Below are 14,194 nucleotides of genomic sequence, written 5' to 3' on the forward strand. Positions count from 1 at the left end.
ACAAACCTCCTTTTATAATAATGAATATAATTTTCCAAATAGTTCTTTATGTTTAGCTTCTAGTTGAGTTACTAGAGTTTTTAATTCTGCATCTTGAATTTTTGATGCAGTTTCTTGGCATTTTGTTTCCATAAATTGCTCATGTCCTAAAGCGTCTTCAATATATAATAATTCTTTTGAAGTCATGACTTATCACCTCCAAATTTATTATTAGTAAAAGGATTTGAATATATTCTTAATAATTTTTGTAATTTATATTGACATTTACTCTTATAGGGAATAATATAAATAAAAAGAAAAAATCGATGAAAAGAAAAGTAGATATTTAAGAGTATCTTCAGCGAGTGAAGGATGGTGGAAGCTTCATGAGAAATTGATATCGAAAGACATCTTGGAGATGCTTACTTGAAATTGAGTAGGGTAAGACGTGTTCTAGCGTTAATAGATTGAGATAACTTTTTAATTATTTAATTAAGTTAAATTAGGATGGTACCGTGAACATAGCCTTCGCTCCTATATGGAGTGGAGGTTTTTTTATAAAGTGGGTCCGCTTTATGCGTATGTTTTAGAATTGAACTTAATTTTATATTTATAAAGTTAAAAAAGGGTGGTACCGCGAAGTTTTATCGCCCCTTGGACAGTTTGTTCAAGGGGCTTATTTTTTTGAATAAATAAAATAATTAAGTATAAAGGTTTTAAATAGTAAAAAATAGTATTAAATTACGAAAGGAAGATAGAGATGAAAAGAATATTAGTAAAAAATATTCCTAATTTTATAGAAAAAGAAATTAAGATAGAAGGTTGGTTATATAGAGTAAGGAGGCTAAAATCAATAACTTTTTTGTTAATAAGAGATAGATCAGGATTGGTACAATGTGTTATAGAAAATAATAATATTGATTTAAGTTCATTAAAGCTTGAATCAGTAGTATCAATTGTTGGTATAGTTAAGAAAAGTAATAATTCATTAAATCCATTTGAAATATTAGTTGAGAGTTTTGAAATAATAAGTGAAGCACATGAACTTCCAATAGAACTAAACAAAAAAGAGTTGGATGTAAATTTAGACACTATATTAAACAATAGAGCAATTAGTATAAGACATGAAAAAGTTAATTCTATATTCAAAATACAAAATATAATAGTTCAAAGCTTTAGAGAATTTTTAATAAATAAAGGATTTACAGAAATATTTACTCCTAAAATAGTTGCAGAAGGTGCAGAAGGTGGAACAGAAGTATTTAAAGTAGAATATTTTGAAAAAACAGCTTATCTTGCGCAAAGTCCTCAGTTTTATAAGCAAATGATGGTGGGAGCTGGATTTGAAAGGGTTTTTGAAGTAGCACATGTATATAGAGCCGAGCAGCATAATACAAGTAGACATTTAAATGAATATATAAGCATGGATTTAGAAATAGGATTTATTAATGATGAGTTTGATATAATGAATTTAGAGGAAGATTTAATAAAGTTTATATTAAAAGCTATAGAAGTAAAAGGTAAAGAATATTTAAAAATATTAAATGTAAATATTCCTAAAATAGATGTTAGTATACCGAAAATTGAACTTAATGAAGCAATAGAAATATTAAAAAAAGTATATGGCAAGGGAGATTTAGAAGGAGATTTAGATCCAGAAGGAGAAAAACTTATATGTAAGTATGCAAAAGAAAAATATGGGTGTGATTTTATATTTTTAACTAATTATCCAAAAAGAAAGAGGCCGATGTATACAATGCCATTTGAAGAGCAAGGAACTAGAAGTTTTGATTTGCTTTTTAAAGGTGTTGAAATAACAACTGGGGGACAAAGAATTAATGATTATAATATGCTTATAAAAAGTATAGAAAATAAGGGACTAAATCCAAAGGATTATGAAAGTTATACAGATATATTTAGATATGGTATGCCAAAACATGGTGGATTAGCAATAGGATTAGAAAGGATTACAACTCAATTATTAAATTTAGAAAATGTTAGGGAAGCATCACTTATTCCTAGAGATAGAACTCGTATAACACCTTAATTGATGAATGAGTTTAATAAAAAATAAGGGACTACCTTTTAAGGTAGTCCTAACACTATTTTATTTACAAAAATCTGTAAGTTTAGTGTTATCTTGTACATCCATTAAAGCTTCGCCAAATCTTTGATAGTGTACAACTTCTCTTTCTCTTAAGAATCCTAATATTCTTTTAATTTCAGCATCATCTGTTAAGTTCATTAGCCATTCATAAGTTGCTCTAGCTTTTTGTTCAGCTGCCATATTTTCATGCAAATCTGCAATTACATCACCTTTAGCTTGGATATAAGTAGCAGTCCAAGGATTTCCAGTAGCATCAGTATAGAAAGTTGCTTTTCCATGATCAGCATAATGACCATCCATGCCAGCAGCCTTAATTTCTTCTATTGATGCATTTTCCATAATTTGATGAGCCATTGTAGCTATTATTTCTACGTGTGCCATTTCTTCTGTTCCTATGTCGGTTAATAATGCTTTAGATTTATTTGTAGGCATAGAGAATCTTTGATTTAAATATCTAAGTGCAGCACTAAGTTCTCCATCTGGACCACCATATTGAGTAATAAGAACTTTAGCCATTTTTAAGTCTGTTGATTTTAAGTTTACGGGATGTTGTAATGTTTTAACATAATACCACATTAATTTTTTCCTCCTTTCATGTTTTCCCAAGGCCATGGACTATTAACCCAAGCTTCAGGATCTTGGAAGTAAGAAGAACCAAAGTTAGTTAATGGGCCATATTGCTTTTCATATTCCCAAATTGTTTTTTTTAGTTCACAAGATATTACTTCATAATCATGTCTTGCTTTTTCACACTCAGGAAAGTTATCTAAATATAAATTTAAATCAACAACAAAGAATTGCAATTTTTGTATTTTTGCTAGATAGTCTTCACGTTTCATTATTTATGTCCTCCTTTAATATATTGAACAGCACAATAAGGACTATATAAGTCTTTGAATATTGTTCCAGCAGCAAATGCATCTTCTATATTAAATAAATTCTCATATGGTTGAAGAGCAATAAATGCTTTTGCATATATAGGAGGATTAAAAACTTTATATGATTCACGGCAGTTTTTAGTTGTGTCTGGACAAGATATATCACAATAAAGCTTGCTAGGGTCGTTTACACAATCATTACATTTTTCACAATCATTATCTTTACGATAGTACATAAATTAACATCCTTTCATTTAGTATCTATAGTTCTAAGTTATGTAGAAAAAAGTAGAAATGTGATAAAAAATAAATAAAAATAAAAATGATTCAAAAAAAGTTAAGTATTTGTAGATATCATGGATAAAAGGTAAAAATAGTTAATAAGTAATTTTAAAGGCTTTAAAATAGGCTTCAAATTATAATTAAGTAAAAGGGGTTATACAAATTTATAATAATTAATAAGTTTTATTCGAACTCTTTTTTATTGATTTTAAAGAATGATATGTTATCATCTTATATATAAAATAATTTACAGAAGGTGATTAAATGAGAAGTGTTGATTATTCAGGATTAACTGGCAAGATAATTACCAAAGAAAGTTTTGAATATGAAGAAAGTAGATTAGCTTGGAATAGAGCTATTGAAAAATATCCATTAGTGATTATATATTGCAATAATGAGGAAGATGTAATTAATGCAATACTATGGGCAAAAAATAATTCTATAGAAATAAGAGTAAGATCAGGTGCTCATAGCTATGAAGGATATTCAACAGGTAATGATGTAGCTGTTATAGATATAAGTAAAATGAATGAAATTTACATAGATGAAAATAATGGTTTTGCAAGAATAGGGGGTGGAGTAAGAAATAGAGAAATATATGAAGCTCTAGGAAGCAGGAATTATGCATTCCCAGGAGGAGGATGTCCAACTGTAGGAGTAGCAGGGCTTGTGCTTGGCGGTGGCTGGGGATATTCAAGCAGATTCCTAGGATTAGCATGTGATAGTTTAATTGAAGTTGAAATGATAAATTATGAAGGGAAAAAATTAATTCTTAATGAACAATCAAATAGTGATTTGTTTTGGGCTTGCAAGGGAAGCGGAGGATGTAATTTTGGGATTATAACTTCAATGACTATAAAGTTAAAAGAAAAAATAAAAATGGGGACTTTGATATATATAAATTATCCTAATATTAGTAATGAAGATAATATTAAAGTTATTGAGGTTCTTCAAGAATTATATAAGAATTTAGATAGAAGGATGAATTTAAAGACTGCAATATATAATTCACCTGAAAGAGGAAGAGGAGTTAAGCTTACAGGATTATTTTATGGAAATTCTATTGAGGCTAGAGAAATACTTAATCCTTTAGAAAATATAACAAGTTCAATAGAGACTAAAATAGAGGATATGAGTATATTAGAATGTAATAGATGGATTCAGGACAGTCATCCTGACTATGAAAAGTATAAGTCAACAGGTAGATTTGTTTATAGAGACTATAATTATGATGAAATAAAACAACTTATAGAAATAATAGATGCTCCTGCAGAAGGAGCAGTTTATACTGCAATATCATTTTATGGAGCTGGTGGGGCTATTGCTGATGTAGATAAATTAGATACAGCATACTATTATAGAGATGCTAAGTTTATAATGGGAATTCAATCTGTTTGGGAAAAAAATAAGTATGCTGATATAAATAGGGAATGGGTTAAGAGCAATTTTAGATCAATAGAGATACTAACAGAAGGATCTTTTGTTAACTTTCCATTAGATGAACTAGATAATTACGAAAAAGAATATTATGGGCAAAATATTAAAAGATTAAAAGAGATTAAAAAACAATATGATCCATATAATGTTTTTAATTATCCTCAAGTTATTAAAAGTGTAAAATAGAAATTTATTTTATTCGTGATATAATCATTTATAGATTATACAAAGTAGGATAGGGGATTATTTATGAAAATTTATTACTTTTCTTCAACTGGAAATAGTTTATATGTTTCAAAGAAAATAAAAGAAGCATTAAATGAAAATGTAGAGTTAATATCCATGACAAAAGCATTAAGAGACAATGATTTTATTTGTGATGATAATGCAGTTGGGTTTATATATCCAATACATTGTGGTTCTTTACCTATAATAGCTTTAGATTTCTTATGCAAATTGAAGTTAAAGAAAAATTCCTATGTTTTTGCAGTAGGGGTATCTGGTGGAGGAGAAGCAAAAAGTAGTTTTGTTCATATAAATGAAATTATTAAAGACACAAATATTTTATCAAATTTTGTATGTATAAAATATATTTCTAACTATATTAGAGCAGGTAGAAATCCAAGTGAAAAAAGAGCTATTGAAGCAATTGATAAAAATGAGAAAATTCTAAAAGACTTTATTAATGAAATTAATGAAAGAAAAATAAAAAAATGTAATTATAAATTTGGTTTAAATAAGATTCTTTATTCTATTTGGAAAAATGTATATAAAAATAAGGATAAAAAATTTAATGTTAATAATGACTGTATTGGATGTGAAATTTGTAAAAAGGCATGTCCTGTAGATAATATTATAATGAAAAATAATATTCCAACTTGGAAAGGTAATTGTACAGATTGTATGGCGTGTATAAATTTATGTCCTAAAAAAGCTATAAATATAGGGAAAAGTACAGTAAAGAAAAATAGATATAAGAACCCATATATAAAGGTTAAAGAACTGATAAGTTAGTTAAAGTAAAATACTAAATATAAGTGTTAGAAGGCTACCTATTAATAGAGTTAATAGAAAATGTAGAATGTACTATAGGTCAATATTTATATAAAGACAATAAGTTTAAAAAGTGATATAATTGATAGGGATTATTAAATGAGGTGATAAAATGAGTAGTATAGCAGGTAAAGGCTGCGAGAGACTAATTCCTACTGAAGAAAAAAAGCCTTTAGAAGAAATAGAACGTAGCCTTGTTAAAAAATATAGAAAACATATTTGGACTAAGTTTGTAAAAGCGGTAAAAGATTATAACCTTGTAGAAGAAGGGGATAAGATTGCAGTAGCTATTTCTGGTGGTAAAGATTCGTTACTTATGGCTAAGTGTTTCCAAGAGCTTAAAAAACATGGACAAATGAACTTTGAATTAGAGTTTATAGCAATGGATCCAGGATATCATCCGCAAATAAAAGAATTACTTATAGAAAATTGTAATCATCTTGGAATACCAGTACATATATATGAAGGAAAAATTTTCGAAGTTGTAGATAAGATGGCAAGAGATTATCCATGTTATCTTTGTGCAAGAATGAGAAGAGGATCACTATATAGTAAAGCAAAAGAACTTGGATGCAACAAGTTGGCATTAGGACATCATTATAATGATGTTATAGAAACTACATTATTAAATGTGCTTTATGCAGGTAATTTTAAAACTATGCTTCCTAAATTGAAGGCAGCTAATTTTGAAGGAATGGAGCTTGTAAGACCACTTTACTATGTAGAAGAAGAGTATATAAAGAGATTTACTAATAATGCAGGAATTTGGCCTTTAAATTGTGCATGTATGGTTTCGGCTGAGAAGATAGGAAATAAGAGATATGAAATTAAAGAATTAATAAAAGAGCTTAAAAAGAATTTTGATGGTGTTGAAAAATCAATATTTAAGGCAGCTGAAAATGTTAGTTTAGATTCTATACTTGGTTGGGAAAAAGATGGTATAAAGACTAAGTATTTAGAAGTTTATGATGAAGAATAATTAAAATTTGATTATAGAGATATTATGTAATGAAGAATTTCTACATAGTATCTTTATTTTTTATGAAATAATAATTTATTAAGGGTATATGGAATAATTAGAAATAGATTATAAATACTAATAACATAATGGAGGTGAAATCTAATGGCTAAAAAAAAATCAAGAAGCAAGTTGGGAAAAGAAGAGATACAAATCTCCAAAGAAAAGTGAAGCTTCTAAAGTACCAGAAGTTAAATAATTAATTGAATAAAGCTTATAAAGGAAACTACTCAAAATAAAACTTAAGAGTAGTTCCTTAGCTTTTATAAAAAATAATTAAAACATATAAAAATAATATAATTAATTACGATAATAAAAAATGAATTAGTATTCTATTTTTATCTTAATAAATATACAAAAATATGTATAATAAGCTTTTTTTATTAAAAAATATATGGTATATTTTATTTAAGATTTCAAATATATAGAAATTGTATATATAAAAAGGAGAAATAGTATGGATAGAGAAAGCGTTTTATCTATGGATCCTAATATTCTATTAAGTATGATAAATATGAAATTAAGAGATTTTTACTCTAATTTATCAGCATTATGTGAAGATATAGGAGTAACAGAAGAGGAATTAAAAGAAAAGTTAAATTCAATAGGATATAAATATAAAAGAGATCAAAATCAATTTAAGTAATTGGGTAGGAGGAATAATTTATGAAAATGAAAAACTTTGGTAAATTAGCAGTAGTTGTAGCTGCTGGGGCTGCTTTAGTTGCAACATTAATAAATGATAATAAAGAAAAATCAAAAAATGAAGTGAAAGTAGAAGAAAATAAATAGAAATTTGACTATATACTAAATATAAAAATATACTTTGAGAAGGATTAAATATATGATTAGGGAAATGAGTTATAACAAGGATGTTGGTTCCCTTAATAATAAAGATTTGAATAATCATAAAGACAGGCAAAAAGAGTTTTTATTAAATTCAAAGGAATCTTTTATTAAGTCTATTAAAGGACTATTTATTTCTGTAAATAAAGAGGAAGATTTAATAATGCTTTATGGGAACAATAAAGAAATTACAGGATACAAAGAAGATTTTATTATAATGACTTTTGATGAGTTTAGAAGCTACTTTCGCCAGGATTATTTTGATATATTAAATGATGGTATAAAAAATAATTTAGAAGAAATTGAAGTTAAGATAACTAATATTTTAGGGGTAGATATATGGATTAGCGTTAAAGGTCAGGCAAGAAAGAGTAATAAAGGCGAGTTTTTAGGCTTTGAAGGATATGTTCATAATATAACAAAAGAAAAAGAAGCACATTTAAAGTTAGAGTATATTAGTTATTATGATGAATTAACAGGATTAAATAATAGAAAGCAATTTAAAAATATTATAGAAAAAGAACTGGAGAAGCATATTGTTTCAGAATCTAGAGGAGCATTAATAATAATAGATATAGATAATTTTAAATTTATAAACGATTCTTATGGACATAAATGTGGAGATATACTTTTAGAGAAGTTTTCAGAAGACTTAAAGAAAATATTTAATGATGATCAATTATTATGTAGATTTGGTGGAGATGAATTCTTAATATTTATTTCATCTATAAGTTATTTAAATGAAATAAATACTACGGTAAGAAAGATTATGGACATATTAAAAAATCCATATGATATAAATGGTCATAAAATTTATTCTTCAACAAGTATAGGAGTATCAGTTTTTCCAGATGATGGTGAGGATTTTGAAGTACTCCTTAAAAATGCTGATGCTGCAATGTATATAGCAAAGAGTAATGGTAAAAATCAGTGGCAAATGTTTAATAATAATATATCGAGAGAGATAAATAGAATTTATTCAATTCAAAGAGGGCTTAGAACTGCATTAGATAATGATGAAATGTTTGTTGTATTTCAGCCTAAAGTGAGGCTTACTGATGATGAAGTAAATGGATTTGAGGCATTACTTAGATGGAAAAGTAATGAAATAGGCTTTGTTAGTCCTGGGGAATTTATTCCAGTAGCTGAAAATACTAGGCTTATAATACCAATAGGCAAATTTGTATTAAGAGAGGTTTTTGCGAAGGTAAAATATTTATTATCAGAAGGCTATGATAATTTTAAAATAGCAGTTAATTTATCTGAAATACAATTGAGAGATGGTAATTTATTAGAATACTTTAATTCTTTGATAGAGGAGTTTAATGTATCCCCTAAGTACATAGAAGTAGAAATAACTGAAAGTATGATAATGAAATCAGTAGATAAAAACATAGAATGTTTGCTACAAATAAAAGAACTGGGAGCATCTATTGCTTTAGATGATTTTGGAACTGGATATTCTTCTTTAAATCATTTAACTAAGCTACCAATAGATGTTTTAAAAATTGATAGAAGTTTTGTTATTGATATGGCTGAAAATGACAAAAGCAGGTACATAGTAGAAAATATTATTCAATTATCACATAAACTTGGCATGACAGTTGTTGCTGAAGGAGTCGAAGAAAAAGAGCAAGTGGATTATTTAAGAAGTATAGAATGCGATACAGTACAAGGTTTTTATTATAGTAAACCTGAGTATTTTGAAAATATAATAAGTATGCTAAGTAAATAAGGATTACCTAGGTAATCCTTTAAATTTTGTTAAAAATATAAAATATTAAAAAAACAAAGAAATAAATTTAAGTATATTGAAAAAATATATTACTAAATATATAATTTGAAGATAATAATATCATCAGAAGGAGGTACATATGAAAAAATCAGTGGATTTAGTTTCAGGAAATATATTTAATTCATTACTAAAATTGGCTATTCCTATTTTAGGGACATCTTTCATACAAATGGCTTATAATATGATAGATATGATGTGGGTAGGAAGGATAGGTAGTGAATCAGTTGCAGCAATAGGAACAGCAGGTTTTTTTACTTGGTTTGGAAGTGCACTTGTATTTATATCTAAAATAGGAGCCGAAATAGGAGTTTCTCAAGCCATAGGAAAGAAAGATGTTAAGGAAAGAAATAAATTTATATATAATAGTTTATTTATTAATATAGTAATAGCAATATTATATACAATTATTTTAATAATTTTTAGAAATCAATTAATAGGATTCTTTAATTTAGGTGATGAAAATATAATAAAAATGTCTATAGATTATTTAATTGTAGTATCATTTGGAATGATATTTAGCTTTTTAAATCCATTATTTACAGGTATTTTTAATGCTTCTGGTAGTAGTAAAATACCTTTTTTAATAAATACTATTGGATTAGCTTTTAACATAATATTTGATCCAATATTGATATTTGGACTTTTTGGGTTTCCAAAGCTTGGGGTAATTGGAGCAGCTCTAGCAACTATTAGTGCACAAGCTGTTGTAACTATTATATTTATAATATCATTTGTGAAAAATGGATATAGCTTAAGTTTAAAAAATAAAAAGTATTTAGATAAAATTTATATTTATAGAATATGTAAGCTGGGGATTCCAACAGCACTTCAAAATTGTATGTTTTCAGTTTTTGCTATGATAATTGGAAGGGTAATTGCATCCTGGGGACCAGTAGCAATTGCAGTTCAAAAGGTTGGATCACAAATAGAAGCTATATCATGGATGACGGCAGAAGGTTTTGCAGCAGCTTTAACAGCTTTTGTGGGACAAAATTATGGAGCCAATAGATGGAATAGAATTTTAAAGGGATATAAAGCAACTATGATTATGGCAATTTTAGTGGGTATTTTTTCTACAATATTGCTAGTTTTTGCAGGAGAGAGAGTTTTTTCAATATTTATACCTGAAGCTGAAGCTATCTCACAAGGTGCTATATATCTTAAAATATTAGGGTATTCCCAATTATTTATGTGTATAGAAATTACAACAGCAGGAGCATTTTCAGGGCTTGGAAATACGGTTACACCATCATGGGTTAGTATATTATTTACTGGACTTAGAGTACCTCTAGCTATTTTATTAAGCAGAATGTCTTCACTTGGAATAAATGGAGTTTGGTGGAGTATAAGTGGTACAAGCATTGTTAAGGGAATATTATTATTAGTATTATTTATTTTTATGATAATAGTGCCAAATAGAAAAAAAATTCTTGAAGTTATTGACAATTATGAATAAATAGCATAATATATTAGTAAATTAATTATTAGAATAATCCTTTGATGAGGGAGAGTAGCTATTATGTAAGGTTTCAGAGAGCCGAAGGTGGTGTGATTTCGGTACTAAAGCAAATAGTGAATGGGCCTCTGAGGAGTGATACGAAATTTTATTAAAGTAGTTGATCCGTAAGTCCCACGATATAGGGAATAGGGTATGTTAGTACCTGATAAGAGAGGCTTTTAAAGCAATTTAGGTGGCAACGCGGATAATATCGTCCTATACATTTTGTATAGGACGTTTTTTTATTCTTTTAAATTAAAATAAAGGTTAAAGGAGCTGGTAATTATGTTGTGAACTAGAGGAGACAAATTAGATTGAAGCAAATTAATTTATAAAAGGAGATTTCGAATATGAATAGAAATATGAATGTAAAAAAAATGATACTAAATGCAATATTGATAGCTATTGGAGCTCTATTACATCAAATAACACCAGCTTTAGGTTTACCTATGCAACCAGATTTTGCACTTGCAATGCTATTTATAATTATAGTAATAAATAATGATTATAAAACAACTTTGATATCAAGTATTATAATAGGTATATTAACTGCACTTACTACAAAATTTCCAGGTGGACAACTACCTAATATTATAGATAAAGTTGTAACAGCAAATGCAATATATTTTATATTTAAGTTAATAGGAAATAGAATTAATAATAATATAAAGATGATAATAGCTTTAAGTTTAGGAACTATATTAAGTGGATTTGTATTTTTAGGATCTGCAAGTCTATTAGTAGGTTTACCAGGTACCTTAGTAAGTTTAATTAGTATCGTTGTTATACCTGCTGCAATAATGAATATATTCTTAGGTATGATATTATATAAAGCTATTGTAATAGCTTTAAAAGCTACTGGGGTACTAATAAGAAAATAAATTACATTGATAATTAAAAAATTTTAATAGGAGCTGTATTGAAACAGCTCCTAAAAATTATTTCTTAGATACTTTATACAACTCTGGAGTAGTTTCATCAATAGCTTTAAAAGTATATCCCTTATCTTTATAATATTTAATTATGGAAGGTAAAGCTTTAGCTGAATTTTTATTTATATATGTACAGTGCATTAAAATCACAACAGTATCCTTATCCTCACTTTTACATGCTTTCTTTGCTATGTTTTCAGGAGCTAAATTATGATTTGCACCATCACCACTATCAGTATTCCAGTCGTATATTTTAAAATTATTTTCATGTAATGTATCTACTAATTTTTGTGTTAATTTGTAAGATTGATTATTACAGCCAAATGGAAATCTTAAAATATTATATTTTTCTCCTGTAACTTCATACAAGGTTTCTTGATCTTGTAGCATCTCTTTTAAAAAGCCTTCATCTCCGCAATATAGTTTTCCTCTATTATGAGAAAAGCTATGAAGTCCAATACTATGTCCTTCATTTTTCATTCTTAAGATAGTATTTTCTTGTCCTTTGATTTGACAGCCTATAACAAAAAAAGTAGCTGGAACATTTTCAGCTTTTAGTGTATCTAAAACTTGAAGTGTAACTTTTCCACCAGGACCATCATCAAAAGTAAGATAAACTACCTTTTCCTGTTCACTATCTTTAGATGAATTTTCAGTATTTTCTATGGCTTGGGCATTAGTTATAAAAGAGAAAGATAATATCAATGCCATAGAAAGTGTAGTTAACGTCTTTCTAAAATTTTTAAATTTCATATTAAGTATCCTCCTAAAGATTATTATGCTAGTACTAGTATTCCCAAGAATTCGAAGAATACAATGTTTATTATATGGAAATTACAATTTATATTGAAATAATAATAGATAGGTGATATAATTTTAGAAAAAGAAAATTTATTCTTTAAATTAGTCCAGAGAGGCTCAAAAGAAGTAAAATTATTGTGGGATTATTATGACTTCTCTGGAAATTTGTAGAGAAGTTTTTTTATGCAAAAATACCTTTTAAAATTAGTCCAGAGAGGCTAGAAAAGGAGAAATATGAATTTCTCCTTATTAATAAAAATAGGGAGGTCATTAAATGGCACAATATGTAGAGACAAAAGAAACAAACACCTTAAGTAATGTTAAGAAAGGTTTAATAAAAAGTGTTTTAGGTCTTCAACATTTAATAGCAATGTTTGGAGCAACAGTTTTAGTACCTATAATAACAGGATTGGATCCATCAGTTGCTTTATTTTCAGCTGGAATAGGAACTCTTATATTTCATCTATGCACTAAAGGCAAAGTGCCTGTATTCTTAGGATCATCCTTTGCATTTATTCCAGTAATTGGTGCAGTTGCAACTCAATATGGAGATTTAAGATATGCACAAGGTGGAATGTTTGTAGCAGGGTTAGTTTATGTTGTGGTTTCATTTATAATAAAAAAGATAGGAGTATCTAAAATAAGAAATATTTTACCAGCACAAGTTGTTGGACCAATGATAATAGTTATAGGTGTAAATCTTATACCAACAGCTTTAGATATGGCTGGAGTAAATTCATTTATAGCTGGCGAAGCAGGTTCAGGCAAAGCATTAATAATAGCTATAATAACATTAGGATTGGCGTTAAGCATAAAAAGATTTACAAAAGGATTTATATCACAACTAGCAATAATAATTGCAGTCATAGTTGGATATACACTAAGTTTAGTATTAGGACAAGTTGATGTAACTGCAATTCAAAATGCAAGTTTTATAGCAATTCCAAAGTTTACTTTACCCAAGTTTGATGCAGGAGCAATAATGATAGTAGTTCCAGTTATATTAGCTGTATTTATGGAACATATAGGAGATATAACAACTAATGGTACTATTGTAGGAAAGAATTTTATTGAAGATCCAGGCTTAAATAGAACTTTGCTTGGAGATGGACTTGCTACTATGACAGCATCACTTATAGGTGGACCTGCAAATACTACGTATGGAGAAAATACAGGTGTATTAGCAATAACTAAAAATTACGATCCATCAATATTAAGATTAACAGCAGTTTTTGCAATAATTTTAAGTTTTATAGATAAGTTTGGAGCGGCAATTCGAACAATACCTTCATCAGTTATGGGTGGAATAAGCATAATGTTATTTTCGATGATAGCTTTAGTTGGAGTAAATACAATTAAGAATGAAGGCGTAAAGTTTAATATAAAGAATATTATAGTTATGATAACAATTATATTTATAGGATTATCAGGATTATTTATGCCAAAAGCTATAGGAATAAGTATAACTGAAACTGTAAGTATATCTGGGTTAAGTTTGTCAGCACTTGTAGGTGTTACATTAAATATAGTATTAACAAAGATATTTAAATAAATAATAAAAGATTAAA

Annotated in this window: 15 protein-coding genes and 2 other annotated features; of the genes, 10 read left to right on the forward strand and 5 right to left on the reverse strand. The window is 27.6% G+C overall.

The window, feature by feature from the left end; genetic code table 11:
* Window positions 1–12: 12 nt before the first annotated feature.
* A complete protein-coding gene (locus CSBG_RS18505; RefSeq protein ID WP_008677942.1) occupies window positions 13–186 on the reverse strand; it encodes a hypothetical protein in 174 nt (57 codons plus the stop codon).
* 110 nt (window positions 187–296) lie between these two features.
* Window positions 297–518, forward strand: a binding site (T-box leader).
* Between the two features lie 221 nt (window positions 519–739).
* Here CSBG_RS18505 and aspS point away from each other — a divergent pair.
* On the forward strand, window positions 740–2,026 hold the full coding sequence (gene aspS / locus CSBG_RS06010) for an aspartate--tRNA(Asn) ligase (protein WP_008677943.1): 1,287 nt from the start codon (window positions 740–742) through the stop codon (window positions 2,024–2,026).
* 60 nt (window positions 2,027–2,086) lie between these two features.
* Here aspS and CSBG_RS06015 read toward each other — a convergent pair whose 3' ends face one another.
* The 3 genes from CSBG_RS06015 to CSBG_RS06025 are packed head-to-tail and all read right to left on the reverse strand — an operon-like array spanning window position 2,087 to window position 3,200.
* A complete protein-coding gene (locus CSBG_RS06015) occupies window positions 2,087–2,662 on the reverse strand; it encodes a manganese catalase family protein (protein ID WP_008677945.1) in 576 nt (191 codons plus the stop codon).
* Window positions 2,662–2,925, reverse strand: a complete 264-nt coding sequence (locus CSBG_RS06020) for a spore coat protein CotJB (RefSeq protein WP_008677946.1) — start codon at window positions 2,923–2,925, stop codon at window positions 2,662–2,664. The genes CSBG_RS06015 and CSBG_RS06020 overlap by 1 nt, the downstream gene beginning before the upstream one ends.
* Window positions 2,925–3,200, reverse strand: coding sequence for a spore coat associated protein CotJA (locus CSBG_RS06025; protein WP_008677949.1), 276 nt, complete (start codon window positions 3,198–3,200; stop codon window positions 2,925–2,927). The genes CSBG_RS06020 and CSBG_RS06025 overlap by 1 nt, the downstream gene beginning before the upstream one ends.
* Window positions 3,201–3,510: 310 nt before the next feature.
* Between CSBG_RS06025 and CSBG_RS06030 the strand changes: the two genes are divergently transcribed.
* The 8 genes from CSBG_RS06030 (at window position 3,511) to CSBG_RS06060 (ending at window position 11,774) form a co-directional block, all read left to right on the forward strand.
* Complete coding sequence (locus tag CSBG_RS06030; protein WP_008677950.1) at window positions 3,511–4,869, forward strand: FAD-binding oxidoreductase; 1,359 nt, start codon at window positions 3,511–3,513, stop codon at window positions 4,867–4,869.
* Between the two features lie 63 nt (window positions 4,870–4,932).
* Window positions 4,933–5,697, forward strand: coding sequence for an EFR1 family ferrodoxin (locus CSBG_RS06035; protein WP_008677952.1), 765 nt, complete (start codon window positions 4,933–4,935; stop codon window positions 5,695–5,697).
* Between the two features lie 151 nt (window positions 5,698–5,848).
* Window positions 5,849–6,715, forward strand: a complete 867-nt coding sequence (locus CSBG_RS06040) for a tRNA 2-thiocytidine(32) synthetase TtcA (RefSeq protein WP_008677954.1) — start codon at window positions 5,849–5,851, stop codon at window positions 6,713–6,715.
* A 496-nt stretch (window positions 6,716–7,211) separates the two neighbouring features.
* Window positions 7,212–7,400, forward strand: a complete 189-nt coding sequence (locus CSBG_RS06045; RefSeq protein ID WP_008677956.1) for a DUF4250 domain-containing protein — start codon at window positions 7,212–7,214, stop codon at window positions 7,398–7,400.
* A 20-nt stretch (window positions 7,401–7,420) separates the two neighbouring features.
* Window positions 7,421–7,546 carry a hypothetical protein gene (locus CSBG_RS18930; RefSeq protein WP_008677958.1) on the forward strand — a complete coding sequence of 42 codons (126 nt, stop codon included), beginning with the start codon at window positions 7,421–7,423 and terminating at the stop codon, window positions 7,544–7,546.
* Window positions 7,547–7,598: 52 nt separating this feature from the next.
* Window positions 7,599–9,335, forward strand: coding sequence for an EAL domain-containing protein (locus CSBG_RS06050; protein ID WP_008677960.1), 1,737 nt, complete (start codon window positions 7,599–7,601; stop codon window positions 9,333–9,335).
* 139 nt (window positions 9,336–9,474) lie between these two features.
* Window positions 9,475–10,851 (forward strand): MATE family efflux transporter, encoded by a 1,377-nt coding sequence (locus tag CSBG_RS06055; RefSeq protein ID WP_008677961.1) that lies wholly within the window; start codon window positions 9,475–9,477, stop codon window positions 10,849–10,851.
* 32 nt (window positions 10,852–10,883) lie between these two features.
* Window positions 10,884–11,115 (forward strand) — a binding site (T-box leader).
* A 140-nt stretch (window positions 11,116–11,255) separates the two neighbouring features.
* Complete coding sequence (locus CSBG_RS06060; protein ID WP_035285699.1) at window positions 11,256–11,774, forward strand: tryptophan transporter; 519 nt, start codon at window positions 11,256–11,258, stop codon at window positions 11,772–11,774.
* A gap of 57 nt (window positions 11,775–11,831) precedes the next feature.
* Here the strand turns inward: CSBG_RS06060 and CSBG_RS06065 are convergent, their stop codons facing one another.
* Entirely contained in the window at window positions 11,832–12,578 is a 747-nt protein-coding gene (locus CSBG_RS06065; RefSeq protein WP_008677963.1) for a polysaccharide deacetylase family protein, read from the reverse strand.
* Window positions 12,579–12,900: 322 nt separating this feature from the next.
* On the opposite strand from CSBG_RS06065, the gene CSBG_RS06070 reads away from it, so the two are divergent.
* The gene (locus tag CSBG_RS06070; protein ID WP_008677964.1) at window positions 12,901–14,178 is read left to right on the forward strand and encodes a uracil-xanthine permease family protein; all 1,278 of its coding nucleotides are present in this window, start codon (window positions 12,901–12,903) and stop codon (window positions 14,176–14,178) included.
* The last annotated feature ends 16 nt before the right edge of the window (window positions 14,179–14,194 follow it).

This window comes from Clostridium sp. 7_2_43FAA, from assembly GCF_000158375.2.
In the GTDB taxonomy this organism is placed as follows: Bacteria; Bacillota; Clostridia; order Clostridiales; family Clostridiaceae; genus Clostridium; species Clostridium tertium.

Excerpts from the sequence above, each read along its gene's own strand:
- CSBG_RS18505 (WP_008677942.1), bottom strand. The coding sequence starts at position 186 with ATGACTTCAAAAGAATTATTATATATTGAAGACGCTTTAGGACATGAG.
- CSBG_RS06035 (WP_008677952.1), top strand. The coding sequence starts at position 4,933 with ATGAAAATTTATTACTTTTCTTCAACTGGAAATAGTTTATATGTTTCA.
- aspS (WP_008677943.1), top strand. The coding sequence starts at position 740 with ATGAAAAGAATATTAGTAAAAAATATTCCTAATTTTATAGAAAAAGAA.
- CSBG_RS06070 (WP_008677964.1), top strand. The coding sequence starts at position 12,901 with ATGGCACAATATGTAGAGACAAAAGAAACAAACACCTTAAGTAATGTT.
- CSBG_RS06040 (WP_008677954.1), top strand. The coding sequence starts at position 5,849 with ATGAGTAGTATAGCAGGTAAAGGCTGCGAGAGACTAATTCCTACTGAA.
- CSBG_RS06060 (WP_035285699.1), top strand. The coding sequence starts at position 11,256 with ATGAATGTAAAAAAAATGATACTAAATGCAATATTGATAGCTATTGGA.
- CSBG_RS06015 (WP_008677945.1), bottom strand. The coding sequence starts at position 2,662 with ATGTGGTATTATGTTAAAACATTACAACATCCCGTAAACTTAAAATCA.
- CSBG_RS06045 (WP_008677956.1), top strand. The coding sequence starts at position 7,212 with ATGGATAGAGAAAGCGTTTTATCTATGGATCCTAATATTCTATTAAGT.
- CSBG_RS06050 (WP_008677960.1), top strand. The coding sequence starts at position 7,599 with ATGATTAGGGAAATGAGTTATAACAAGGATGTTGGTTCCCTTAATAAT.
- CSBG_RS18930 (WP_008677958.1), top strand. The coding sequence starts at position 7,421 with ATGAAAATGAAAAACTTTGGTAAATTAGCAGTAGTTGTAGCTGCTGGG.
- CSBG_RS06030 (WP_008677950.1), top strand. The coding sequence starts at position 3,511 with ATGAGAAGTGTTGATTATTCAGGATTAACTGGCAAGATAATTACCAAA.
- CSBG_RS06055 (WP_008677961.1), top strand. The coding sequence starts at position 9,475 with ATGAAAAAATCAGTGGATTTAGTTTCAGGAAATATATTTAATTCATTA.
- CSBG_RS06025 (WP_008677949.1), bottom strand. The coding sequence starts at position 3,200 with ATGTACTATCGTAAAGATAATGATTGTGAAAAATGTAATGATTGTGTA.
- CSBG_RS06065 (WP_008677963.1), bottom strand. The coding sequence starts at position 12,578 with ATGAAATTTAAAAATTTTAGAAAGACGTTAACTACACTTTCTATGGCA.
- CSBG_RS06020 (WP_008677946.1), bottom strand. The coding sequence starts at position 2,925 with ATGAAACGTGAAGACTATCTAGCAAAAATACAAAAATTGCAATTCTTT.